We start from the raw sequence: 24,982 nt of genomic DNA, 5'->3' as shown, positions 1-24,982 counted from the left end.
CTGGGTTCGGGTTCACTCACTCCTCGGCGGTGGCATTCCAGAACGCCTGCTGCACGCCGTCGAGGCTTTCGAGATCTTCAATGACACGGTCGAGCTCCGCGGGCTCGACCGCTGTCGCATAGAGCGTCGCACCGATCTCGGTGTCGGCCGGCCCGAACGGGTGCTGGTCGACATCGCGCACCGGGTAGTTCGCGGCCTCCAGCAACAGCAGCAACTGGTCCATCACCTCGGGCCGGGCCGCGCGTGAACAGATCACGCGCACCACGTACGTGGCTTCGCTCGCTTCCTCGCTGATCGGCTGGCGGTTGATGCGGTTCACCACGGGCCGCAGCAGCGTGTTGCTGGCCAGCACGAACAGCGCCGCAATCAATGCTTCGCCGAGCAGGTCCGCGCCCGCGCAGGCGCCCACCGCCGCCGACCCCCACAGCGTGGCCGCCGTGTTCAGCCCCGTGACGTTGGCGCCTTCCTTCATGATCGCGCCCGCGCCCAGGAAGCCGATGCCCGACACCACGTAGGCCACCACGCGCACCGCGCCGCCGCTGCCGTCGAGCCGGTTGGCCATGTCGACGAACACCGCGGCGCCCACGGCCACCAGGGTGTTGGTGCGCAGGCCCGCGGTGCGCTGGCGGACCTGGCGCTCCAGGCCGATCAGCGAGCCGAGGATGAAGGCGGCAGACACGCTCACGAAGGTGTCCAGCAGCGAGAGCAGGTTGATGTTCTGGATGGCTTGCATCGATGGCTTCCTTGCTTGTTCTTGTGTCTTCGATGTGCGACGGCGGTCGGCCGTCGGCGGTTCGTCCGGTATCGGGTGCCCGTCAGTTTGCGAGGCTTGGGTGTCATGTGCGTGTCACAGGACCGCCCTGAACAAAGAGCGTCACATCGTCACTGCCACCCGTACCGCCGCGCATACCACCCCTTCACAGCCTGGGTCAGCAGCGCATAGCCAACGAGCATGGCGATCAACCAGGGGAAGTACATCAGCGGCAGCGCCTCCAGCTTGAAATAGTGCGCCAGCGGCCCCATCGGCAGCCAGATGCCCACGGCCGCAATGGCCCCGCCCATGATCAGCAGCGGCCATGCCGCGCGGCTTTGCAGGAACGGGATCTTGCGCGTGCGGATCAGGTGCACGACGAGCGTTTGCGACAGCAGTCCCTCGACGAACCAGCCCGACTGGAACAGCGTCTGGTGGCCGACCGTGTTGGCCGCGAACACGTGCCACATCACCGCGAATGTGAGGATGTCGAACACAGAGCTCAGCGGCCCGAAGAACACCATGAAGCGCCCCAGGTCCGCTGGGTTCCAGCGCTGCGGCGACTTGAGGAACTCGTCGTCCACGTTGTCGAACGGAATCGCGATCTGCGACACGTCGTACAGCAGGTTCTGCACCAGCAGGTGCAGCGGCAGCATTGGCAGGAACGGAAGGAACGCGCTGGCCACCAGCACCGAGAACACATTGCCGAAGTTGGAGCTCGCCGTGAGCTTGATGTACTTGAGCATGTTCGCGAAGGTGCGCCGCCCCTGGATCACGCCTTGCTCCAGCACCATCAGGCTCTTCTCCAGCAGGATGATGTCCGCCGACTCCTTCGCCACGTCCACCGCGCCGTCCACCGAGATGCCGATGTCCGCCGCGCGCAGCGCCGGTGCGTCGTTGATGCCGTCGCCCATGAAGCCCACCACATGGCCGTTGGCATGCAGCGCGTGCACGATGCGCTCCTTGTGCGCGGGCGTGAGCTTGGCGAACACCTGGTGCGCTTCGACCACCAGCGCCAGGTCGGCGTCGGCCATGTCCTCGATCTCGCGCCCGAGCACGATGCGCCCCACCTCCAGGCCCACGTCGGCGCACACCTTGCGCGTGACCAGTTCGTTGTCGCCCGTCAGCACCTTCACCGCCACGCCGTGCTCGGCCAGCGCGCGCAACGCGGGCGCGGTCGACTCCTTCGGCGGGTCGAGAAAGGCCACGTAGCCCAGCAGCGTGAGTCCCGACTCGTCGGCCACGCCGTAGGCGGGCTTTTGCGCCTCGGTCTTCAGCGCGCGGCTGGCCACGGCCACCACGCGCAGGCCCATCGCGTTGAGTTCCGACGCCACGCGGTGGATGCGCGCGAGCACTTCGGCATCGAGCGCCAGCACCTCGGCGCCGCGCTCGACCGATGTGCACACCGACAGGATCTCCTCCAGTGCGCCCTTGCAGATCAGCAGGTGCTCGCTGCCGCCGTTCGCGACCACCACCGACATGCGGCGGCGCGAGAAGTCGAAGGGCACCTCGTCGATCTTGCGGTAGGCTGTCTGCAGGCGCGTCTCGAGCTGCATCTCGGCATGGCTCAGCACCGCCTTGTCGAGCAGGTTCTTCAGCCCTGTCTGGTGAAAGCTGTTGAGGTAGGCGAACTGCAGCACGTGGTCGGAGTCTTCGCCCCAGGCGTTGGTGTGGCGTTCGAGCACGATGCGGTCCTGCGTCAGCGTGCCGGTCTTGTCGGTGCACAGCACGTCCATCGCGCCGAAGTTGTGAATCGCCTCCAGCCGCTTCACGATCACCTTCTGGCGCGACAGCACGACCGCGCCCTTGGCCAGCGTGGCCGTCACGATCATCGGCAGCATCTCGGGCGTGAGGCCGACCGCGATCGACAGCGCGAACAGCGCCGCCTCCCACCAGTCGCCCTTGGCCACGCCGTTGATCACCAGCACCAGCGGCGCCATCACCAGCATGAAGCGGATCAGCACCCAGCTCACGCGGTTGATGCCCGCCTGGAAGGCGCTGGTGCCGCGGTCGGTGGCCGTCACGCGCTGGGCCAGCGCACCGAAGAAGGTGCGGTCTCCCGTGTGCACGATGAGCGCGCTGGCCGTGCCGCTGATCACGTTGGTGCCCATGAAGAGCAGGTTCTCGCGCTCGAGCACGCCGGCGTCGTGTTCGCCGCGGTCCGCCACGAACTTCTCGACCGGCATGGCCTCGCCCGTCAGCGCCGACTGGCTGATGAACAGGTCCTTGGCGGTGAGCAGGCGGCAGTCGGCCGGGATCATGTCGCCGGCCGACAGCGCGATGACGTCGCCCGGCACCAGGTCGCGCATCGGCACCTCGACGCGCACCGTGCCGGTGTGCGTGGTGTCGAAGCCCTCGTCGCCTGCGGCACCGGGCTTCTGGCCGGGCGCGGGCCGCAGCACCGTGGAGGTGTTGCTCACCATCGCCTTGAGCCGGTCGGCCGCCTTGTTGGAGCGCGACTCCTGCAGGAAGCGCAGCACGGTCGACAGCACCACCATGCTGCCGATCACGAGCGTGGCCTTTATGTCCTCGGTGACGTACGAAACCAGTGCCAGCACCGTCAACAGCAGGTTGAACGGGTTGCGGTAGCACTGCCACAGGTGCTGCCACCAGGGCAGCGGCTGCTCGTGGCGCACCTCGTTGCTGCCGAGGCGCTTGCGCAGCACCTGGGCGTGGCCTTCGCTGAGGCCGCGCGGCGAGCTGTCGAGGCGGACCAGCATTTCACCGGCGTCGGTGCGAGAGGCGGTGTTCAATGCCTTCGCGATGTCCGGCGGCATCTGCAGCGAGCCACCGGCGACGGGTTTCGAGCCCAGCAGCGATTGCCAGCGCTCGAAGTGATGCAGCATGTGGCGGCTGCGCAGGAAGCTTTCGAAGAAAGACTTCAGGACATTCTTTTTCATGGGGTTCTCCTTCGGGGCGGCCGCCGCCCGCCCGGGGAGAACCTCCGGGCGTCAACGCGCGGTGGTCAACCCCTTGCGAAGCACGGCGGCGGGCCGCGTGGTTGCAATCGATCGAAGCGAAGGGGGCGCGCTACGGCGCCAATGAGAGGCGGGGTCCACGGTGTGCTCCTGTGCTGTGCGGATCGGGAAAGAGAGGCGCGCGAACAGGCTCAGCGGCGCGTGCCGTGGGCGGGTTGGAGAACCAGGAAGTTGCGGATGCGACGCGTGGTCCACAACGCAGCGGCCTGGTCCAGCGAGGCATCGACGGCCGGTGCCTCTGCCGCAGCCGCGGGCGCACCGTTCGGCACGTGTGCCGAGGCGCGAACGAGTTGTTCGCGAGGCTGACGACGAAGATAAAAGTGACGCATGGCAAGGCTCCTTCGCATTGAAGGAACCTCGCGCACGGACGCACGCAAGCTGACTGAAAAAGTCAGTGACGAGAACGACGGAATTCGGAAGGGGAGAACCTCTTGCCGCGAAGGGCAAGAGGGTCACGCTGCGTGCACCAAGGCCACACAGCGCGGGGAAGCCTGCGCTAGAGAGCCTGGGGTGTCACGCCTGCCGAGGCACGCGTCTTGTCACTGATCCAACTGGCACTGTCCACGCACGAGGCTCCGAAATGAAGATCGCCAATTGTTGCACTGCGGCACGTGGCGAGTCAACTCTTGAGATCGTTTCCCGCGATGTGGAGAGGGGCGTTGGCGTCGCCCGCCCTGCCAACCGTTCCGTCCTCTTTCTCTACCTGCGCGCCTGGAAGACGGCGTCGTAGGCGGCAGCGGTGAAGCCAGTGACGCCTCGACCATTCACGAACAACTGCGGCACGCCGCTGTTGCCTCCCAGTTGGGCATAAGCCAGTTTTCCATCGGCCGTGTCGATGTCGATCTCCCGATAGCCGATCTGCTTGGTGGCCAGGTACGACTTTGCCTGGCGGCAGTAGCCGCACCACTTGGCGGAAAAAAGCACGGTGTCGCGGGGCGGTGGGGCAAAGGCCCGTGCGTTCGCCGACTTGCGCAATTGCTCGACATACGCGAGGGTTTCAGCGGACAAGGCGCTGGCCGGCAGGTTCTTGAACGTCAAGGTCTTGGCGTCGCGCGCATGCGGCGGCGGGACGTCGCTGTAGATCGTCCTTCCATCGGGGCCGGTGGATTTGTAGAGCGTCGTTGCCGTGGCGGATTCTTCGGCCGCGGACACCGCGCTCGACATCACCAGCACCGTCATGACCAGGGGAAGAAGCCGCATCTGGAGTACCTGGAGTGAGGTCGGCGCGAAGAATAGCACCGGTCAATAGCACCGGCTCTGGCTGTCGGCGCGGGAGATCGAGCGTCGAGCCGTCAGTGCTTCAGCGGTTGGAGGTAGCCCGCGTAGCACTCTGGGCTTTTCTCGCTGCCCTGCACACAGTCCGAGTGCCTGAACAGCGCATCGATCTCGATCACGGGGACCGGCTTGCCCGCCAGAACTTGTTGCCCGGCCACGCGGCCGTCGAAGGTCACCAGACTGAACTGGGTCACGAGCGCCCGGTCGTAGGGCCCCGCGCCGCAGGCGATGAACTGCTGCGCGTCCGCGGGCCACTGCAGCACGCCCAGCGCATCGAAAGTGGCGTGCAGCAGGGTGAAGCACTGGCGCCCGCCTTCTTGTGCATCGATGGCATTGATGCCACCGCTCCAGCGCACGCGCGCGCCCTGCGTCCCGGATGCCAATGCCTGGGCCGGCGAGAGGGTGGACGCCAGGTTTTCAGGTGTGCGCCCAGGTCGATTGGCGTCGCGATCTGCAACGCGCGTCGGCGGCTGCGCCGCAGTCTTGTCGCCATCGGAAGGCGTGGCGCAGGCCGCCAGCAGGACGGTGGCACAGAGCATGGCGGTGATGTGTCGAGCTTGATGAAGGGGCATGGGGCCATCGTAGCGTCGCGATGTGCTGTGGCCTGCGCGCAGGGCCGCTGTCCATCCAAGTGCTCAGGCATCATTCAGCGCAGCAGGAACGCATGCGCAAGCGATGGATTTTGGTGGAGCGCGGTGCTTCGTTTCAGCTTGCTCCAGACCCCTGTTGAAAATCATCCAAGTCTTCTTCGCACATAAAAAATGGCAGTTTTGTTCGTCTGCACCGGCAACATCTGCCGTTCCCCCACAGCCCACACCCTGCTCATGCACAAGGCCCGAGCCGCAGGCTTCGCCATCGAAGTCGACAGCGCCGCCATCTCCGACGAAGAGCGCGGCAACCCGCCGGACCGGCGCTCGGTGGCCGAGGCCAGGCGCCGCGGCATCGCGATGCATGCCCACGCCGCGCGCCAGGTGCGCAAGGCCGACTTCCAGCATTTCGACCTGATCATCGGCATGACGGCCCAGCACTGCGCCGCGTTGCGCAGGCTCGCGCCGGCGGGAACGGAGCACAAAATCCATCTGTTCACCGAGTTCGCGCAAGGCGTCGAGGGCGATGTGCCCGACCCCTGGTACGGCGGCCAGAAAGACTTCGTCGAAGTCTTCGACCTGATCGACCTGGGCGTCGACGGCCTGCTCGCCAGGTTGCAGGCCGAAACGCGCTGACCGGCCCCTATTCGCAGAGCGCGCGGATCGAAGGCGGAATCGCCACCGCCCGAATTCCGCCCCCTTCGCGCTTCGCCGCGAAGATGCGCACCTCTTCGCATTCGAGGATCAGGTCCTCGCCCCGCGTCACCCGGTAGGCCTGCACGAAGCTCTTGTCGCGCCACTCGGTGATGCGCACCGCAATCTGCAGCGTGTCGCCGTAGCTCGCCGTCTTCACGAAGCGCGTGTGCGTGTCCACCAGCGGCGTGCCGATCACGCCCAGCGTCTCGTTCGTTTCTTCCCAGCGCGGCACGCCGCACTCGGCAAAGAAGTGCCGGGAGGCCGCATCGATCCAGCGGAAGAAGTTGGGAAACCAGACGATGCCGGCGGGGTCGCAGTCGCCGAACTCGACGCGCGCGGTGTAGGTGATTTCTTTGATGCTGCTCATCAGCCCATTTTCGTCGGCAGCCATAAGGCAATGATGGGGAAGGCGATCAGGATCACCAGGCGCACGATGTCGGTCACGATGAACGGCAGCACGCCCTTGAAGATGGTGGTGAAGCTCACGTCCTTCACCACGCTCTTGATGACGAACACGTTCATGCCCACCGGTGGATGGATGAGCCCCAGCTCCACCGTCATCACAATGATCACGCCGAACCAGATGGGGTCGAAGCCCAGGTGCACGATCACCGGGTAGATGATGGGCACCGTGAGGATGATCATCGCCATCGCGTCCATCAGGCAGCCCAGCACCAGGTACATGAGCATGATGAGCGCCAGCACGCCGTAGCGGCCGATGCCCAGGCCGGTGAGTATCTCGGTCAGCTTCTGCGGGCTTTGCGTGATGGTGAGGAAGTAGCCGAACAGCAGCGCGCCGATCAGCACCGTGAACACCGCCGCCGCCGTGCGCGTGGCCGACAGCAGCGCCTCGCGGATCTTCGGCCCGTCGAGCTTGCGCCGCACCAGCCCGAGGATGAACGCGCCGCTCGCGCCCACGCCGCCCGCCTCGGTCGGCGTGAAGAAGCCGCCGTACAGGCCGCCGATGACGAACACGAAAAGCACCAGCGGCGCCCACACGTTCTTCAGGTCCTTGATGCGTTCCGACCACGGCTTGACCTCGCCGCCGGGCAGCCAGTCGGGCCGCAGCTTGACGATGATTGCGATCGTCAGCACGTACATCGCCATGGCCAGGATGCCGGGGACGATGCCCGCCATGAAGAGCTTGCCGATGTCCTGCTGCGTGAGGATGGCGTAGACCGCGAGCACGGTCGAGGGCGGAAGGATGGCGCCCAGCGTGCCGCCCGCGGCAATCACGCCGGTGGAGAACGACTGCGGATAGTTGAAGCGCCGCATCTCCGGGTACGCCACGGCCGAGAAGGTCGCGGCCGTGGCCACCGACGAGCCGCAGATGGCGGCGAAACCGCCGCACGCGATGACCGTGGCCACGCCCAGGCCACCGCGCAGGTGGCCGATCATGGAGTTGGCGGCCTTGAAGAGTTCGCGGCTCACGCCCGACACCGACACCAGCGCCCCCATGAGCATGAACATCGGAATCACGCCGAAGGTGTAGTCGGTCACGGTGCGCATGGAGGTCTGGCCCACCAGCTTCAGCGCGGGCCCGGGCCCGACGAGGTAGCTGTAGCCGACCACGCCCACCAGGCCCATGGCCATGCCCACGGGCACGCGCAACAACATCAATACGAACAGGGCGACAAAGCCCAGCACTGCCACTGCATCCGGGCTCATTCGTCCGCCTTCTGTTCTGCGTGAACTTCTTCGAGTTGTTCGGGATGAAAGATCAGCCGGTACGTGCGAATGGCGATGAGCAGCACCGCGCACACGTCGCCGGCCCAGGCCACGGCATAGAAGGGCCAGGTCGGAATGTTCAGGTCGTAGGTCTGCACGTTGTCGACGTAGGTGCCGCGCACCTTGTCGAACAGCATGGCGGTCTGCACCGCCACGACGAACAGCAGCACCAGCGTGGCGAAGACATCGATGACGCGCTTCATGCGCGGCCCCGCCGCGGTCCACACGAGGTCGACGGTGATGTGGCCGCCGCGGTAGCTGGTGGCCGCGATGCCCCAGAAGATCAGGATGCCCAGCAGCATGCGGCCGAAGTCGTAGGCGTCGGGGATGGAGGCGTCGAAGAACTTGCGCAGCACCACGGCTGCGAAGATGTTGAGCGCGACGATGCCCACGAAGATGGCGGCAAGCCATTCGATCGTGTTGATCGCACGGTCCATGACGCTTCGCTTCATTGGCTCGCCCCCCAGGCTTCGCGCACTTCGTGTCGCTTCTTCTTCCCCCCTGCCGGGGGGCGGGCCGGCCGCTTCGGGCGGCCGTGCGCGGCGGCCCCCTGGCAATACGGACTCCGGGTCACAGCGCAGACTTGTACTTGACGAGGCTGGCCTTCAGCGCGTCCATCACGGCCTTCGGGTCTTCGCCGACCTTCTTCACGCTGTCGGCCCATTGCGCTTCCGACGGTGCGGCCGCCTTGCGCCATGCGTCGAGCTGTTCCGGTGTGAGCTTGTAGATCTCGTGGCCCGACAGCGCGGCCATCTTGGCGTGCCCCGCGAACTCGAAGTCGGCCCACGGCCCGGCCACCTTCTGCGCCCATTCGCTGGTGCAGTGGTCGTCGATGACCTTCTTCTGCGCGACGGACATGGCGTCGTACTTGCCCTTGTTCATCGCCCACACGAAGGGCGTGACGTACAGCGGCGCGTCCATGTGGTACTTCACCACCTTGTCGATGCCGAACAGGCCGATGGAGCCCCACGGGAAGGTGATGGCGTCGGCCACGCCGCGCTCCAGCATGTCGCGCGACTCGGGCGCCGAGGCTTGCACGTTGGTGCCGCCCAGCGAGGTGATGAGCTGGCCCACGGTGCTGGTGGCCGGGCGCACCTTCATGCCCTTGATGTCGGTGGGCAAGGTGATCTTCTTGCGCGCATGGAAGGTGCCGGGGTCGTGCACGAACGCGAAGCAGTACTTCACGTCCTTCATTTCCTTGGCCGCGTAGTTGCGGTACCAGGCGTCAATGGCGGCCGAGCCCTCCTTGCCGTTGGCGAACAGGAAGGGCAGCGACGCGCCCGCCATCACCGGGAAGCGGCCCGGCTGGTAGCCCGGGTTGATGTAGGCGAAGTCGGCGATGCCGTCGCGCGCCATGTCGTAGTGGTCGAAGGCCTTGCCGAGCTGCTCCGACGGAAACAGGATGGCAGTGATCGTCCCGCCCGATTCCTTCTTGATGTCGTCGGCCCATGCCTGCAGCGCGGGGTTGAGCGGGTGCTGCGCGGGCACCCAGCTCGACAGCTTGAGCTGCACGGGCTTGTCCTGCGCCTGCGCGGCGGGCATGCCGAGCGCAAGCGCGGTGCTGGCCGCGACAAGGGCCAGTGCGGGGAACCGGGTACGGCGAGGGTGGTGGGCGGTTTTCATGGTCTCCTTCGTTATGTGTTTGAACTGGTTGCGCAATCTAGGCAGTCGCGTGCTTCGGGTATATGGAGGGTTTCCCGTGCGTGTTTTCCTTGAGGCCGGTGGCAGCAGCGGCTTGTTCGGAAGGCGAACGCAATTCGGGCCGGTCGACGTGGCGGCCCCCAAGTTCGTCGACGTGCGCCGCGCCCAGCAAGGTCATCGTGCGTTCGGTCTCCTGCGCCAGCAGCTGCAGCACCGAGAGCACGCCTTGCCGGCCGTCGCAGGCCAGGCCGTAGACCGGTGGGCGGCCCACCAGCGCGGCGCGCGCGCCGAGCGCCAGGGCCTTCACGACGTCGCTGCCGCGCCGGATGCCGCCGTCCATCAGCACCGGAATGCGGCCGTCGACCGCATCGACGATGCGCGGCAGCGCGGCGATGCTGGCCGGTGCCGCATCGAGCTGCCGGCCGCCGTGGTTGGAGACCACGATGCCGTCCGCGCCATGGCGCACGGCGCGCTTCGCGTCTTGCGCGCCCAGCAGGCCCTTGACCAGCAACGGCCCGTCCCACAGCCTGCGCAGCCAGCCCAGGCTGTCCCAGGTCAGCGTGCGGTCCATGGTGCGCGAGAGCAGGGCGGCCTGGGTTTGCGCGGAGACGGGCGCACTGTCGTCGTCATCGGGCAGCAGGTTCGCGAACTGCGGCATGCCGCCGCGGGCCAGCCGCAGCAACCAGGCGGGATGCCGCGCCATGTCGAGCACGGTGCCCGGCGTGAGCCGCATCGGCACGCGAAAACCATGGCGCAGGTCGCGCTCGCGCAGGCCGCTGACCGGCACGTCCACCGTGAGCACCAGCGCCTCGAAACCGGCGGCACGCGCGCGCCGCACGATGCGCTCGGCGATGGCGCGCTCGCCCATCACGTACAGCTGCATCCACAGCGTGGCATCGGGCGCGGCGGTGCGCACGTCCTCGATGCGGGTGTTCGACGCGGTCGAGAGAATGAAAGGCACCCGCGCGGCCTGCGCGGCGCTGGCCATCAAGGCATCGGCACCCGGACGCACCAGGCCCGCCAGGCCGATGGGCGCGACGGCGAAGGGCGCGTTCCAGCGGCGCCCGAAGAGTTCGATGCCGATGTCCATCGCGCTGGTGTCGCGCAGGCATTCCGGCACCAGCGGCAGCGCCTCCAGCGCGTCGCGGTTGCGCCGCAGGCAGCGCTCGTCCTCCGCGCCGCCGTCGACGTAGTCGAACACCAGGCGCGGCAGCACCTGCCGCGCGCGGTGCCGGTAGTCCTCGACGTTGAGCAGTGGCGTCATCGCGGGGCGCTCCGTGTCAGGCGCCGCCGGTGGGCTTGCGCTTCATCCATCGGATGGGCTGGGCCTTGACGGGGCGGGCGGGCGCGCCGTGTTCGACCAGCGCGGCGTCGAGCGCGCGGCCGGCATCGTCGGCCAGCGCGGCGGTGCGCGCCGCGGCCACGGCCTGCGCGCGCTCGGCGGGCGCCACGCCGGGCCGGGCGGCGAGGTGGTCGGTCATGTGCAGCAGGTTTTCCTTGCCGCGCTCGTTGGTGCTGCCGTAGCCCTTGATAAGCCGGCCGCACAGTGCCAGCTCATGCCCCAGCGCCCAGGCATCGCGGGTGCCTGCTTCCACCGCCGCAAGCCAGCGTTCGATCAGCGCCTGCTCCTCGGCGAAGCGGCTGCCGCGCCGGCGCAGCCAGCGCAGCGAGGCCAGCATGCGCAGCGACGCCATGCCGACTACCGAATGGCTGCCCACCTTCAGCGGCAGCGCCCACGGGGCCAGGCCGCGCGCCTGGCGGCCGCGGTCCCACGCCGTCACGCGGCGCGAGAGGCCGGGCGGCAGCAGCGCTGCGAACTCGGCGGCGCCGGGCTTGAAGTGGTCGTAGACCTTCACGATGTCTTCGTCGCCCGCGCGCACTTCCTGCCGCACGCGCTGTGCGCGGCTCGCGCGACCCTTGAGGGCGGCCACGCGCACGATGTCGTCGAAGGCCATCCACAGCGCGAGCCAGCGTGCGGCCTCGCGGGTGATGGCGAAGCCCTGCGCGCCGGCCGGGTCGGCGGCGCGCTCGGCGTCGAGCACGCGGCCCAGCCGCTCGGCGTAGAGCGCGGCGTAGGCGGCGTCCTGGTAGTCGAGCACGCGCGCATGGCCCAGCGAGAGCATGTCGTGCACCGCGGGCGGAAAGCGCCGCGCCAGCTCGGGAGGCAGGGCGCTCGCCGGCGGCGGCGCGTCGTTCGTGTCACCGGCCAGCACGCTGCTGACGAAGGCGGCCTGCGCACGCGGCGCGCTCACCGCGTCGAAGGCGGCCGCAAAACCGCGCAGGCTCGCCGCGGCCATCTTGCTCAGCTTCTCGGGCGCGCTGGTGTCGCCGCCGCGCACCACATGCTCGTAGGCCTCGCGCGGGAACGGAAACAACCCGCTGCCCGCGACGGCGCCCAGCATCACCGCGCTGACCACCGTGCCGGCGTCGCGCGCCATCGCGTTCATGTCGAACACATGGTGCTCGCGGCTGAAGGCCTTCACCACGTCGAGCAGGCGCTGCGCGTCGGCGCGGCCGTCGCCGGGCTGCATGCGCTCGGCCGTCGTGAAGATGCGCGCCGACGAGCTGATGACCAGCGTGCGCAGCGGCGCGCTCATGCCGTTGCCGACCTGGCGCGCAGTTTCCAGCAGTTCCGACGACACGATCGCGTCGAGCGTGCCGGGCACCGGGCTCAGGCTGAACACCGGGCGGCGTCCGCCGAGTTGCGCGAGCGGCACCGGAAACACCTCGATGTAGTACGTGGTGGCACCGGTGCGCTGCGCCACGCCGGGAATGGAGGTGCTCTGCGCCGCGTAGCCGGCATGCCGCGCGATGTCGACCAGCCATTCGGTGAGCACGCCGCCGCCTTCGCCGCCGAGGGCGCAGACTAGCAGGGTGAGGGGTCTGTCGTGTTCCATGCCTTGGCCCTTCACGCCGGTTGCAGTGCACGCACGACCGCACCGCGCACACCATGCAGCAATCGCTCGTGCCACTTCGGGTTCTGCACCACCTCGGCCCGGTAGAAGCTCGGGCACAGCGTGGCCGCATGTGCGTTCTCGCCGCACAGGCCGCAACCGACGCAGCCGTCGATCACGGTCGCCACCGGGTCCACCTTCAGAGGATCGGGGTTGTCCTTGAGCGTGAGCGTGGGGCAGCCCGACAGGCGGATGCAGGCGTGGTCGCCGTTGCACACGTCCTCGTCCACGCCGTATTTCACGCGCACCACGCGCTCGCCCTTCTTCAGCAGCCCGGCAATCCAGGGCTTGATGCGGCGCTGCCGCTCGAGCTGGCATTCGCCCTCGGCGATCACCACCTTCAGGCCGTTGAAGTCGCTGGTGAGCGCCTCGGTCAGTGTCTTGCGCATGCGCTCCACGTCGTAGGTGGTCACTGTGCGCAGCCATTTCACGCCCAGGCCTTTCAGGGTGTCCTCGATGGTCTGGTTCTTGTCGACCAGGCTCTGCTGCTTGTCGACGGCACGCTCCTTCGTTTCGTCGTCGGGCGTGGAGATGATGTCCTGCGTGCCGGTGGCCGAGGTGTAGCCGTTCTTGAAGATCAGCAGCACCGCGTCGTCGCCGTTGAAGAGGGCGCTCTGCACGCCGGTGAGCAGCCCGTTGTGCCAGAAGCCGCCGTCGCCCATGATCGACAGCGTGCGCCGGTTCATCATGGGCGCCACGCCCGCGCGGCTCGCCAGGCTCATGCCGTAGCCGAGGATCGAGTGCCCCATCGAGAAGGGCTCGAAGGTGCCGAAGGCATGGCAGCCGATGTCGGCCGCGATGTGCACGGGGCCCGTTTCCTGCTGCGCCAGCTTCAGCGCCGAGAAGACGGGCCGCTCCGGGCAGCCGATGCAAAAGCTCGGCGGCCGGTTGGGCAGCGGCGCGCTCAGCTGGCGGGCCACCGCCTCGCGGCGCTCGCGGTTGCCGGCCAGCCAGGCCTGCGCGGACGCCGACGCATCGCCGGCCACGATGTACTTCGCGGCAAAGGCGCCGATGCCGCCCGACAGCATCTCCACGCCGTACTCGCCCGCCGCCGGCAGCAGGTCCTTGCCGTGCAGCGGCGTCTGGATGTCGCGCCGGCGCAGCAGCGTGGCGATGTCCTGCTCGATGTACTCGGGCTGGCCTTCCTCCACCACCAGCACCGCGCGCTTGCCCACGCAGAAGTCGGCGACCTGCTCGGGCACCAGCGGGTAGGTGGCGTTGAGCACGAGGATTGAAATGTCGGTGTCGCCGAAGGCGTCCGCCAGGCCTTGCTGCTGCAGGCTGCGGACCAGTGCGTTGTACAGGCCGCCCTGCACCACGATGCCCAGTTCCGGGTGGCGTCTGCCCGGCATCAGTTCGTTCAGCCCGTTCTCCACGATGTAGCGCCGCGCCGCCGGAATGCGCTCGTCGCCCTTGAGCTTCTCGTGGCGGAAGGTGACCGGCGGGTGCGCCAGGCGCATGTAGTCGAAGCCGGCCGGCTCCGTCATCGGTGCGCGGGTCGACACCGCGGGCGCGATGTTGTCCTTGCATTCGAAGCTGCCGCGCACATGGCAGGTGCGGATGCGCAGCTCCATCAGGCAGGGCATGTTGGAGGCTTCCGACAGGCGAAACCCTTCCTCGACCATGCGCACCATCACGCCCAGGTCGGGCCGCGGGTCGAGCAGGCACATGCTCGACTTGAGCGCATAGGCATGCGTGCGCTCCTGGATCACGCTGGCGCCTTCGCCGTAGTCCTCGCCCACCACCACCAGCACGCCGCCGGTGACGCCGGGCGACGACAGGTTCGACAGCGCATCGGCCGCCACGTTGGTGCCGACGATGGACTTCCAGGTGACCGCGCCGCGCAGCGGGTAGTGGATGGACGCGCCCAGCATCGCCGCGGCCGAGGCCTCGTTGGCGCAGGCTTCCACGTGCACGCCCAGCTCGTCCATGTAGGCCTTGCCCTGGACCATCACGTCCAGCAGGTGCGACACGGGCGCGCCCTGGTAGCCGCCGACGTAGGCCACGCCCGACTGCAGCAGGCCCTTGGTGATCGCGAGGATGCCCTCGCCATGGAAGGTGTCGCCGGCGCCCAGGCGCAGCATTTCCACTTCCTTGCTGAATGAAACTTCCATCGTGTCTCGTTGTTGTTGGGCTCCAGGGAGGGAGCGGGGACAGGGGAGTGTGGTCACGCACGCGCCATACTTCAATAAAATAACTCGGCTATCCAATATGAAATCCGTGCATATCGATGCGGTCGACCTCAACCTGCTGCGGCTGTTCGATGCGGTCTATCGCACCCGCAACGTGAGCCGCGCGGCCGAGGCGCTCGGCCTCACGCAGCCGGCGGCCAGCCACGGGCTCACGCGGCTGCGCCTGCTGCTGGGCGATGCGCTGTTCACCCGCAGCCCCGGCGGCGTGGCGCCCACGCCGCGCGCCGAGCGGCTGGCGGTGCCGGTGCAATCGGCGCTCGCCACGCTGCAGCAGGCGCTGAGCGAGCCCGAGCGCTTCGACCCCGCGGCCTCGCGCAAGCTGTTTCGCATCCACATGAGCGACATCGGCGAGGGGCGCTTCCTGCCGGCGCTGATGGCGCGGCTGCGCGAGCTGGCGCCGGGCGTGCGCGTGGAGACCATGCCGCTGGCCACGGGCGACATCGCCACTGCGCTGGACAGCGGCAAGGTCGACTTCGCCTTCGGCTTCCTGCCCCGCGTGAAGGACACCCAGCGCACCCAGCTGCTGCGCGACCGATACATCGTGCTGCTGCGCCGCGACCATCCCTTCGTGAAGCGCCGGCGCAGCGGGCAGGCGCTGCTCGAGGCGCTGCAGGAGCTCGACTACGTGGCCGTGCGCACGCACGCAGACACCCTGCGCATCCTGCAGTTGCTGAACCTGGAAGACCGGCTGCGCCTGACGACCGAGCATTTCATGGTGCTGCCGGCCATCGTTCGCGCCACCGACCTGGCGGTGGTGATGCCGCGCAACATCGCGCGCGGCTTTGCCGAGGACGGCCACTACGCCATCGTGGAGCCGCCGTTTCCGCTGCGCGACTTCACGGTGTCGCTGCACTGGAGCAAGCGCTTCGAGGCCGACCCGGGCAACCGGTGGCTGCGGCAGGTCATTGCGGCCTTGTTTTCGGACAAGGCAAAGGCATGAACCTGCGCGCGGTTCATGTGCAGGTCAGGCTGGCCATGCAACCATCGGGGCGAACATGAAAAAACGCATTCCCTCCTTCCTGCGCCACGTCGGCCCTGGCGTCGTCACCGGCGCGGCCGACGACGACCCGTCCGGCATTGCCACCTACACGCAGGCGGGCGCGCAGTTCGGCACCGGGCTGCTGTGGACGGTGTTTTTGTCGCTGCCTTTCATGGTGGCCATCCAGCTGGTGTCGGCGCGCATCGGCCGGGTCACGGGCAAGGGCGTGGCGGCCAACCTGCGCGAGCACATGCCGCGCAGCTTCCTGATCGTGCTGGTGGCGTTGCTGGTGGTGGCCAACACCATCAACATCGCGGCGGACATCGCGGCCATGGGCGAGGCGCTGCAACTGGTGGTGGGCGGCGGGGCGCACTTTCATTCGCTGGTGTTCGGCGTGGTCACGGTGCTGCTGCAGGTGTTCGTGCCCTACCGCAAGCTGGCCCACATCCTCAAGTGGCTCACGCTCACGCTCTTTGCCTACGTGGCGGCGGTGTTCGCGGTGCAGGTCGAGTGGGCGCATGTGCTGCACGACCTGGTGGTGCCCAGGCTGCAGTGGAGCGGGGACTACTGGATGATGATCGTGGCGCTGCTGGGCACCACCATCTCGCCCTACCTGTTCTTCTGGCAGGCCTCGCAAGAGGTGGAAGAGCTTCGCCTGAAGGGCGGGCAGCGCGGCACCGACGTGCAGGTGCGGCGCGACCTGAAGCGCGTGCGGCTGGACACCTGGGTGGGAATGACCTTCTCCAACCTCATTGCCTTCTTCGTGATGGTGGTGGGGGCCTCGGTGCTGTTTACGGCCGGCGTGCACGACGTGACCTCCGCCGCGCAGGCCGCCGAGGCGCTGCGACCGCTGGCCGGCGACTTCGCGTTCTGGCTGTTCGCCGGCGGCATCATCGCCACCGGCCTGCTGGCGGTGCCGGTGCTGGCGTCTTCGGCGGCCTACGCGGTGGCCGAGGCCTTCGGCTGGGAAGAAGGGCTGGAGCGGCACTGGCGCGAGGCCAAGGAGTTCTACGGAATCATCGCCGTGGCCACGCTGGTGGGCACCGCGCTGGACTTCACGCCCATCGATCCCATGAAGGCGCTCTACTGGAGCGCGGTCATCAACGGCGTGGTGGCCGTGCCGATCATGGCGGCCATGATGATCCTGGTCACGCGCGAGAAGGTGATGGGCGTGTTCACCTCGGGCCGGCGCACCCGCTGGCTCGGCTGGGGCGGCACCGCGCTGATGGGTTTCGCGGCGCTGATGATGGGCTGGGACCTGGTGCGCTGAGCCGCGGCGGCCACGCGGTATCCACGCGGCATCCACGCGGTATTCTTGGGCGGCCGGCGCGCCGCGCCTTTTCGCTCTTCCGATCCCCCCGCATGTTCGTTTCGCACCCCTTTTTTCGTCTCTTTCCGGCCTTGCGCCGCCGCCCCGCGTTCCCTACCTCCCCCTGACGACGTTCCCGGTGCAAGCGATCCTTTCCCAGGCCGGCCCCGTGGGGGTCTTCATGGCCTGCGTGGCACTGGCCACCTACGCGCAGAACCTGACCGGTTTTGCCTTCAGTCTCATCCTGCTCGGGCTGGTGTCGGTGTTCGGCGTCGCCAGCGTCAGCGACACCGCCAACGCCGCGACGGTGCTGAGCCTCGTCAACGCCTGGACCTATTTCCGCGCCCGGCCCGGCGTGGTGCCCTGGCAGCTGATGAAGCCGGCGCTCAACGGCAGCACCGTGGGCGTGATCGTCGGCCTGATGCTGCTCACCTGGCTCAGCGGCGGCGCGGTGGAATGGCTGCGGGGCTTGCTGGGCGTGTCGATCCTGGCTTGCGCGGCGCTGCTGGTGCTGCAGGGGCGGCCATTGGCTGCTGTGTCGAGCCCCGCGAGCTTCGCCGTCATCGGCGGGTTGTCGGGCGTGCTGGGCGGGTTGTTCTCCAGCTCGGGGCCGCCCATCGTCTTTCACATGTACCGCCAGCCGCTGGAGCGCGAACTCGTGCGCCGCGCGCTGCTGCTGATGTTCGGGTTCAACTCGCTGGTGCGGCTCGTGATCGTGGTGCCGACGGGGCATTTCTCGGCGTATTCGGCGCTGCTCGCCGCGTGCGCGATGCCGGTCGTCTACGGCGCGACCCGGCTGCACCACCGGCTGCCGAACAAGTTGCGCCCGCGCACGCTGAAATGGCTGGTCGGCGGGTTGCTGGCGGCCGCGGGCACGACGCTGACCGCCACCGCCTGGGTTGCCATCGCGCACGCCTGACCTCCGCGCCTGCCGCAGGGCTTGGCCCGGGAATTGCAGCACCGCCCAAGGGTTTTTCCGTACGTGGCATACCGGCCCCCACATACGCTGTATGGGCGACCCCGTATGCACGACGCCGAACAAGCCGCTAACGTCCATGACTGACCCACGACGGGTCGCCCACGAGCCCCAAAAAAGCATGAGCACCGAGAGCAGCAGCCCCTCCCTTCCGCCGGTCCAGCCGATCCGCTTCTTCCATCGCGGAAAGATCGTCGACGTGTCCGGCGTCCACCCGACCCGTTCCGTGCTCGACTGGCTGCGCGAAGACGCCCGCTGCACCGGCACCAAGGAAGGCTGCAACGAGGGCGACTGCGGCGCCTGCACCGTCGTCATCGGCGAGCTGGCCGCCGACCCGGGCGCGCCGGGCGTGGTCGGCGGGCTGAACCTGCAGACGGTCAACGCCTGCATCCAATTTCTTCCCACGCTGCACGGCAAGGCACTGTTCACGGTCGAAGACCTCAAGGGCCAGTTCAAGGCCAGCGCCGCCGGCAAGATCGACAAGGCCACCGAAAACGCCGCCGACAAGAAGCACCACGCCGTGCACACGCTGCACCCGGTGCAACAGGCCATGGTCGACTGCCACGGTTCGCAATGCGGCTTCTGCACCCCCGGTTTCGTGATGTCGCTGTGGTCCACCTACGAGCACCACCAGGCCGAAGGCACCCAGCCCACGCGCCAGCAGCTGGCCGACGACCTGTCGGGCAACCTGTGCCGCTGCACCGGCTACCGGCCCATCCTGGACGCCGGCCAGCGCATGTTCGACCTGCCTTCGGTGCGCCTCGAAACGAAGCCCGTGGTCGCCGCGCTCACCGCCCTGCAGAACGACGGCCTGGACTATGCCGCTCCCCTGGGCGCCCGCATCGACCACTTCCACGCCCCCAGGACCCTGTCCCAGCTCGCCGCGCTGCGCGAGCGCAAGCCCCGCGCCCAGCTGCTGGCCGGCTCCACCGACGTGGGCTTGTGGGTCAACAAGCAGTTCCGCGACCTGGGCGACATCATCTACGTGGGCGACGTGGCCGAAATGAAGACCATCGAAGACCGCGAGAGCGATGCGGGCGGGGAGCTCTACATCGGGGCCGGTGCCTCGCTCGAATCGGCCTTCGCCACGCTGGTGGCGCGCGTGCCCAGCCTGGCCGACGTATGGCTGCGCTTCGCCTCGCCGCCCATCCGCCATGCCGGCACCATGGGCGGCAACGTGGCCAACGGCTCGCCCATCGGCGATTCGCCGCCGGTGCTGATGTCGCTCGACGCGCAGATCGAACTGCGCCGCGGCGACGCGGTGCGCCGCATGCCGCTGAGCGAGTTCTACGTGGACTACATGAAGAACCAGCTGCAGCCGGGCGAGTTCGTCCAGGGGCTGGCCGTGCCGCATGCGGCGCTGAAGCGCCAGGTGCGCGCCTACAAGATCAGCAAGCGCTTCGACTGCGACATCTCGGCGCTGTGCGCGGGCTTCGCCATCGAGTTCGAAGCCGGCGGCGACACGGTCAAGGCCGTGCGGCTGGCCTTCGGCGGCATGGCCGCCACGGTGCGGCGCGCGGCCAACGCCGAGGCCGCCATCCTCGGCAAGCCCTGGACGCAGGCCAGCGTGGCGACCGCCAAGCTGGCGCTGGCACAAGACTTCAAGCCGCTGTCAGACATGCGCGCCTCGGCCGACTACCGGCTGCTGGTGGCGCAGAACCTCATCCAGCGCCTGTGGCTGGAAACCCGCGCCGACGACGCCCTCTCGCTGGAAGAAACCAGCGTCTGGAGCGTGATGCCCCATGCCCCGGCCAAAGCGGCTGCCGAAGGAGTCTGACCATGAACAAACCCATCGACGCCCGCCTGCTGCAGCCCGCCGAGGCCTTTGCCGACTACCTGACCAACACGGCCGCGCGCATCGACGTGGGCGCCGAGGCGCTGGCGCACGATCGCGGCATGCGCGTGGGCATCAGCCGCCCGCACGAATCTGCGCACCTGCACGTGGCCGGCGAGGCCACCTACATCGACGACATTCCCGAGCTGGCCGGCACGCTGCACTGCGCGCTGGGGCTGTCGCCGGTCGCCGCCGGCCGCGTCACGGCCCTGTCGCTGGACGCCCTCCGCGCCATGCCGGGCGTGGTCGCGGTGCTCACGGCCGACGACATTCCGGGCACCAACGACTGCGGATCGATCATTCACGACGACCCGATCCTGCTGCCCGTGAACGACGGCGGCCAGATCCGCTACCTCGGCCAGCCGGTGTTCGCCGTGATCGCCGAGACGCGCGACGCGGCCCGACGCGCTGCCGCGCGGGCGAAGGACGCGCTGACCATCGAGGCGCAGCCGCCCGTCATCACACCCCAGGACGCCCATGCGCGCGGCCAGTACGTGGTGCCGCCGATGCACATCGTGCGCAGCGGCGGCGGCGCCAACGAGGGTGACGAGGCGGCCGTGCGCGCCGCCATCGCCCAGGCGCCGCATCGCCACACCGCCACGCTGGACGTGGGCGGGCAGGAGCAGTTCTACCTGGAAGGCCAGATCAGCTACGCCATTCCCAAGGAAGGCGGCGCGCTGCACATCCACTGCTCCACGCAGCACCCGAGCGAAATGCAGCACCTGGTGGCGCATGCGCTGCACCTGCAGTCGAACGAGGTGCATGTGGAATGCCGGCGCATGGGCGGCGGCTTCGGCGGCAAGGAGTCGCAGTCGGCCATCTTCGCGTGCGTGGCCGCCATCGCGGCCCGCCAGCTGCAGCGCCCCGTGAAGCTGCGGCTGGACCGCGACGACGACTTCATGGTCACCGGCCGGCGCCACTGCTTCTGGTACGAATACGACGTGGGCTACGACGACGAGGGCCGCATCCTCGGTGCGGAGATCACCATGGTCTCGCGCGCCGGCCACTCGGCCGACCTGTCGGGCCCGGTGATGACGCGCGCGCTGTGCCACTTCGACAACGCCTACTGGTTGCCCAACGTGGCCATGCACGGCTTCTCGGGCAAGACCAACACGCAGAGCAACACCGCGTTTCGCGGCTTCGGCGGCCCGCAGGGCGCCATCGCCATCGAGAACATCCTCGACTCGGTGGCGCGCGAATTGAAACGCGACCCGCTCGACGTGCGGCGCGTCAACTTCTACGGCAAGACCGAGAACAACGTCACGCCCTACCGCCAGACCGTGACCGACAACATCGTCCACGAGCTCGTGGCCGAGCTGGAGGCCACCAGCGACTACCGCGCGCGGCGCGAGGACATCGCGGCCTTCAACAGCAAGAGCGCCGTGCTCAAGCGCGGCCTGGCGCTGGCGCCGCTGAAGTTCGGCATTTCGTTCAACGTGAAGCACTTCAACCAGGCCGGCGCGCTGGTGCACGTGTACACCGACGGCTCCATCCTGGTGAACCACGGTGGCACCGAGATGGGCCAGGGCCTGAACACCAAGGTGGCGCAGGTGGTGGCGCACGAGCTGGGCGTGAGCTTCGAGCGCGTGCGCGTCACCGCCACCGACACCACCAAGGTGGCCAACACCTCGGCCACGGCGGCCTCGACCGGCGCCGACCTGAACGGCAAGGCCGCGCAGGACGCCGCCCGCCAGATCCGCGAGCGCCTGGCCGACTGCGCGGCCGAGCGCCACGGCGGCAAGGCGAGCGAGGTGCGCTTCGCGAACGACAAGGTCGAGGTCAACGGCCGCACGCTGGCCTTCAGCACCGTGGTGGGCGAGGCCTACCTGGACCGCAAGCAGCTGTGGTCCGACGGCTTCTACGCCACGCCGGGCCTGAGCTGGGACAAGGACAAGATGCAGGGCCGGCCGTTCTACTACTACGCCTACGGCGCGGCGGTGAGCGAGGTGATCGTGGACACGCTCACCGGCGAATGGAAGCTGCTGCGCGCCGACATCCTGCACGACGCGGGCAAGTCGCTGAACCCTGCCGTGGACATCGGCCAGGTGGAAGGCGCCTTCATCCAGGGCATGGGCTGGCTCACCACCGAAGAGCTGGTGTGGCACCCACAAAGCGGCAAGCTCACCACGCACGCGCCCAGCACCTACAAGATTCCGACGGCCAACGACTGCCCGCCGGTGTTCAACGTGCGCCTGTTCGAGGGCCAGAACTTCGAGGACTCCATCCACCGCAGCAAGGCCGTGGGCGAGCCGCCGCTGTTGCTGCCGTTCTCGGTGTTCTTCGCGATCCGCGACGCGGTGTCCGCGGCCGGCGACCACAAGGTCGATCCGCCGCTGAAGGCGCCGGCCACGAGCGAATCGATCCTGCGCGCCATCACGGCGGTGCAGGGCGCAACGGCCGAATGACAGCGGGCCGTGCTCGCACGGTCCGAGCTTCCTTTTCACACCCGGTCTTGCCCAATGTCGCGCTGTATAACTGTTCGCACAGACAAGAAAGGTGTGAACAGCCATGAGAGACCAAGCGCTTTTCGACAAGATCGACCTGCATCTGATCCGCGTGTTGCACACCGTGCTGACCGACCGCAGCGTCTCGCGCGCCGCCATTCGCCTGGGGATGTACCAGCCGGCCGTCTCGGCCGCGCTCAAGCGCCTGCGCGAGCTGTCGGGCGACCCGCTGCTGGTGCGCTCGGGCTCGGGCATGGTGCCCACCGACGCGGGGCTGCGCATGGTCGAGCCCGCCGCGAGCATTCTTCGCGCGGCCGAGATGCTGTTCTCGGATGCGCGTGGCTTCGATCCGCAGTCGGCGGCCACCACCTTCCGCATTGCCGCCAGCGACTACATGGACCCGCTGTTCCTGCCCATGCTGGTGGCGCAGGTCAAGCGCGACGCGCCGCTGTGCCAGATCGAGATCCACGCGCTCTCGCCCGACTCCGACTACCACGGGCACCTGGCGCTCGGCCAGGTCGACCTGGTGATCGGCAACTGGCTCAAGCCGCCGGAAGACCTGCACATGGCGCGCCTGTTCGGCGACGAGGTGGTGTCGCTGGTCAACAAGGACCATCCGGCGGTGCGCCGCGGCTGGGACCTGGAGACCTGGCTGGCGGCCGAGCACATCGCGCCCACGCCCATGCACCCGGGCGGGCGCGGCATCATCGACCAGATGCTCGACGAGCTGGGGCGGCAGCGCAACATCACGGCGCGCTGCGCACACTTCGGCCTCATTCCGGACATGGTGGCCTCCAGCCTGCTGGTGCTGACCACCGGGCGCCAGTACTGCGAGCGCTTCGCCGCGCGGCTGCCGCTGAAGATCCTCGACTGCCCGGTGGCGCTGCCGCGCCTCATGTACTACCAGCTCTGGCACGAACGCACCCATTCGTCGAGCTCCGCGCGCTGGCTGCGCGAATGCATCAAGGACGTGGCGGCGTCGCTGCGTCCGCCGGTGTCGCCGCTGCCCGTGGCACCCGGCCGCCCGCCTGCCGATCCTGAGACTTCCGATCCCTGAGAGATCCCCGCTTGCGCCGGCGTCGTGAGCGGGGGCAACGATGAAGCAACCGCCACTACAACAGCTGGAGACAAGCGAAATGAGTACGTTGGAACAGGCGCCCAAAGGCGCCGAGCCCCGCATCCCGGGGCATGTCGAGTCCGCACGTCCGCGTGCGGCTGTGGGCGGCGCAAGCAGCTCGGGCCTGCTGGAGCGCGTGTTCAAGCTCAGCGAGCACAACACCACCGTGCGCATCGAGCTGGTGGCGGGCCTGACCACCTTCCTCACGATGGCCTACATCATCTTCGTGAACCCGAGCATCCTCGGCGACGCGGGCATGCCCAAGGGCGCGGTGTTCGTGGCCACCTGCATCATCGCGGCGCTGGGCACGCTGATCATGGGGCTGTACGCCAACTACCCGATCGCCATGGCGCCGGGCATGGGGCTGAATGCCTACTTCTCCTACGTGGTGGTGCTGGGCATGGGCTACACGTGGCAGGTGGCGCTGGGCGCGGTGTTCATCTCGGGCTGCCTGTTCCTGGTGGTCACGGTCACGGGGCTGCGCAAGCTGATCATCGACGGCATACCGCATTCGCTGCGAACGGCGATCACCGTGGGCATCGGCATGTTCCTGGCGCTGGTGGCGCTCAAGAGCGCGGGCGTGGTGGCGGCCTCGCCGGCCACCTTCGTCACGCTGGGCGATCTGCACACGCCGCCTGTCATCCTGGCCACGCTGGGTTTCTTCGTCATCGTCGTCCTCGACCGGCTCAAGGTGCGCGGCGCCATCCTCATCGGCATCCTGGCGGTGACGGTGCTGTCGTTCTTCGTGGCCGACAACAAGTTCCATGGCGTCTTCGCGGCGCCGCCGTCGGTGGCGCCCACCTTCATGCAGCTGGACGTGATGGGCGCGCTCAAGGGCGGCATCCTGAACGTGGTGCTGGTGTTCTTCCTGGTCGAGATGTTCGACGCCACCGGCACGCTGATGGGCGTGGCCAAGCGCGCGGGCCTGCTGGTGCCCGGCAAGATGGAGCGCATGAACAAGGCGCTGCTGGCCGACAGCGGCGCGATCTTCGCGGGCTCGCTGCTCGGCACCTCGAGCACCACGGCCTATGTGGAGAGCGCGGCCGGCGTGCAGGCGGGCGGGCGCACCGGCCTCACGGCGGTGGTGGTGGCGCTGCTGTTCCTGGCCTGCCTGATGATCTCGCCGCTGGCGGGCTCGGTGCCGGCCTATGCCACGGCACCGGCGCTGTTCTTCGTGGGCTGCCTGATGCTGCGCGACCTGGTCGAGCTCGACTGGGACGACACCACCGAGGTGATCCCGGCCGCGCTCACCGCGCTGGCCATGCCGTTCACCTACTCGATCGCCACGGGGCTGGCCTTCGGCTTCATCTCGTACGCGGTGCTCAAGCTGTTCACCGGACGGGCACGGGAAGTGCATGTGTCGGTGTGGATCATCGCGGCGGTGTTCCTGTTCAAGTTCGCCTACGTCGGCGCCCACTGAGGCGCTCGTCACCGTGGCCGCCCCTGGGGCCACGGCCGGGGAAAACCGGGAAAGCCGGGGTGAGCGGGCGACGGTCACGCTATTAAACTTATAGCTGTACA

General features: G+C 68.3%; 20 protein-coding genes. 8 read left to right on the top strand and 12 right to left on the bottom strand.

The window, feature by feature from the left end; all coding sequences use genetic code 11:
• Positions 1-16: 16 nt before the first annotated feature.
• The 5 genes from AC1DJH_RS24715 to AC1DJH_RS24695 form a co-directional block, all read right to left on the bottom strand.
• The gene (locus AC1DJH_RS24715) at positions 17-733 is read right to left on the bottom strand and encodes an MgtC/SapB family protein (RefSeq protein WP_435439495.1); all 717 of its coding nucleotides are present in this window, start codon (positions 731-733) and stop codon (positions 17-19) included.
• A 149-nt stretch (positions 734-882) separates the two neighbouring features.
• Positions 883-3,651 (bottom strand): magnesium-translocating P-type ATPase, encoded by a 2,769-nt coding sequence (gene mgtA / locus AC1DJH_RS24710; protein ID WP_478187498.1) that lies wholly within the window; start codon positions 3,649-3,651, stop codon positions 883-885.
• Between the two features lie 209 nt (positions 3,652-3,860).
• Complete coding sequence (locus AC1DJH_RS24705) at positions 3,861-4,058, bottom strand: hypothetical protein (protein ID WP_478187497.1); 198 nt, start codon at positions 4,056-4,058, stop codon at positions 3,861-3,863.
• Between the two features lie 370 nt (positions 4,059-4,428).
• Positions 4,429-4,908, bottom strand: a complete 480-nt coding sequence (locus tag AC1DJH_RS24700) for a glutaredoxin domain-containing protein (RefSeq protein ID WP_478187496.1) — start codon at positions 4,906-4,908, stop codon at positions 4,429-4,431.
• 113 nt (positions 4,909-5,021) lie between these two features.
• On the bottom strand, positions 5,022-5,576 hold the full coding sequence (locus tag AC1DJH_RS24695; RefSeq protein WP_478187495.1) for a Slp family lipoprotein: 555 nt from the start codon (positions 5,574-5,576) through the stop codon (positions 5,022-5,024).
• A 189-nt stretch (positions 5,577-5,765) separates the two neighbouring features.
• Here AC1DJH_RS24695 and AC1DJH_RS24690 point away from each other — a divergent pair, with 189 nt between their 5' ends.
• Complete coding sequence (locus AC1DJH_RS24690; RefSeq protein ID WP_478187494.1) at positions 5,766-6,227, top strand: low molecular weight protein-tyrosine-phosphatase; 462 nt, start codon at positions 5,766-5,768, stop codon at positions 6,225-6,227.
• Between the two features lie 7 nt (positions 6,228-6,234).
• On the opposite strand, the gene AC1DJH_RS24685 is transcribed toward AC1DJH_RS24690, so the two are convergent.
• The 7 genes from AC1DJH_RS24685 to AC1DJH_RS24655 all read right to left on the bottom strand — a co-directional run bounded on the left by AC1DJH_RS24685 (position 6,235) and on the right by AC1DJH_RS24655 (position 14,724).
• A complete protein-coding gene (locus AC1DJH_RS24685; protein WP_478187493.1) occupies positions 6,235-6,654 on the bottom strand; it encodes an acyl-CoA thioesterase in 420 nt (139 codons plus the stop codon).
• Complete coding sequence (locus AC1DJH_RS24680; RefSeq protein ID WP_478187492.1) at positions 6,654-7,955, bottom strand: TRAP transporter large permease; 1,302 nt, start codon at positions 7,953-7,955, stop codon at positions 6,654-6,656. The genes AC1DJH_RS24685 and AC1DJH_RS24680 overlap by 1 nt, the downstream gene beginning before the upstream one ends.
• Positions 7,952-8,452 (bottom strand): TRAP transporter small permease, encoded by a 501-nt coding sequence (locus AC1DJH_RS24675; RefSeq protein ID WP_472122892.1) that lies wholly within the window; start codon positions 8,450-8,452, stop codon positions 7,952-7,954. Before AC1DJH_RS24675 ends, AC1DJH_RS24680 begins: the two co-directional genes overlap by 4 nt.
• 133 nt (positions 8,453-8,585) lie before the next feature.
• Complete coding sequence (locus tag AC1DJH_RS24670; protein ID WP_478187491.1) at positions 8,586-9,638, bottom strand: TRAP transporter substrate-binding protein; 1,053 nt, start codon at positions 9,636-9,638, stop codon at positions 8,586-8,588.
• A gap of 37 nt (positions 9,639-9,675) precedes the next feature.
• Positions 9,676-10,920: an alpha-hydroxy acid oxidase gene (locus tag AC1DJH_RS24665; protein ID WP_478187490.1), complete on the bottom strand. Its 1,245-nt coding sequence runs from the start codon at positions 10,918-10,920 to the stop codon at positions 9,676-9,678.
• 16 nt (positions 10,921-10,936) lie between these two features.
• Entirely contained in the window at positions 10,937-12,553 is a 1,617-nt protein-coding gene (locus AC1DJH_RS24660) for an indolepyruvate oxidoreductase subunit beta family protein (RefSeq protein WP_478187489.1), read from the bottom strand.
• An 11-nt stretch (positions 12,554-12,564) separates the two neighbouring features.
• The gene (locus tag AC1DJH_RS24655) at positions 12,565-14,724 is read right to left on the bottom strand and encodes a thiamine pyrophosphate-dependent enzyme (protein ID WP_478187488.1); all 2,160 of its coding nucleotides are present in this window, start codon (positions 14,722-14,724) and stop codon (positions 12,565-12,567) included.
• A gap of 97 nt (positions 14,725-14,821) precedes the next feature.
• On the opposite strand from AC1DJH_RS24655, the gene AC1DJH_RS24650 reads away from it, so the two are divergent.
• The 7 genes from AC1DJH_RS24650 to AC1DJH_RS24620 all read left to right on the top strand — a co-directional run bounded on the left by AC1DJH_RS24650 (position 14,822) and on the right by AC1DJH_RS24620 (position 24,881).
• Positions 14,822-15,742, top strand: coding sequence for a LysR family transcriptional regulator (locus AC1DJH_RS24650; RefSeq protein ID WP_478187487.1), 921 nt, complete (start codon positions 14,822-14,824; stop codon positions 15,740-15,742).
• A gap of 55 nt (positions 15,743-15,797) precedes the next feature.
• On the top strand, positions 15,798-17,051 hold the full coding sequence (locus AC1DJH_RS24645) for an NRAMP family divalent metal transporter (protein WP_478187486.1): 1,254 nt from the start codon (positions 15,798-15,800) through the stop codon (positions 17,049-17,051).
• A 178-nt stretch (positions 17,052-17,229) separates the two neighbouring features.
• Positions 17,230-18,009 (top strand): TSUP family transporter, encoded by a 780-nt coding sequence (locus AC1DJH_RS24640; RefSeq protein ID WP_478187485.1) that lies wholly within the window; start codon positions 17,230-17,232, stop codon positions 18,007-18,009.
• A 178-nt stretch (positions 18,010-18,187) separates the two neighbouring features.
• Positions 18,188-19,843, top strand: coding sequence for a xanthine dehydrogenase small subunit (gene xdhA, locus AC1DJH_RS24635; protein ID WP_478187484.1), 1,656 nt, complete (start codon positions 18,188-18,190; stop codon positions 19,841-19,843).
• 2 nt (positions 19,844-19,845) lie between these two features.
• On the top strand, positions 19,846-22,305 hold the full coding sequence (xdhB, locus tag AC1DJH_RS24630; protein ID WP_478187483.1) for a xanthine dehydrogenase molybdopterin binding subunit: 2,460 nt from the start codon (positions 19,846-19,848) through the stop codon (positions 22,303-22,305).
• 103 nt (positions 22,306-22,408) lie between these two features.
• Positions 22,409-23,401 carry a LysR family transcriptional regulator gene (locus tag AC1DJH_RS24625; RefSeq protein ID WP_478187482.1) on the top strand — a complete coding sequence of 331 codons (993 nt, stop codon included), beginning with the start codon at positions 22,409-22,411 and terminating at the stop codon, positions 23,399-23,401.
• A gap of 79 nt (positions 23,402-23,480) precedes the next feature.
• A complete protein-coding gene (locus AC1DJH_RS24620; protein ID WP_478187481.1) occupies positions 23,481-24,881 on the top strand; it encodes an NCS2 family permease in 1,401 nt (466 codons plus the stop codon).
• The last annotated feature ends 101 nt before the right edge of the window (positions 24,882-24,982 follow it).

The sequence above is a fragment of the Variovorax sp. 10N412 genome (genome assembly GCF_056394985.1).
Note: the sequence above shows the minus strand (reverse complement) of the source record. Positions and strands in the feature narration are given on the sequence as shown.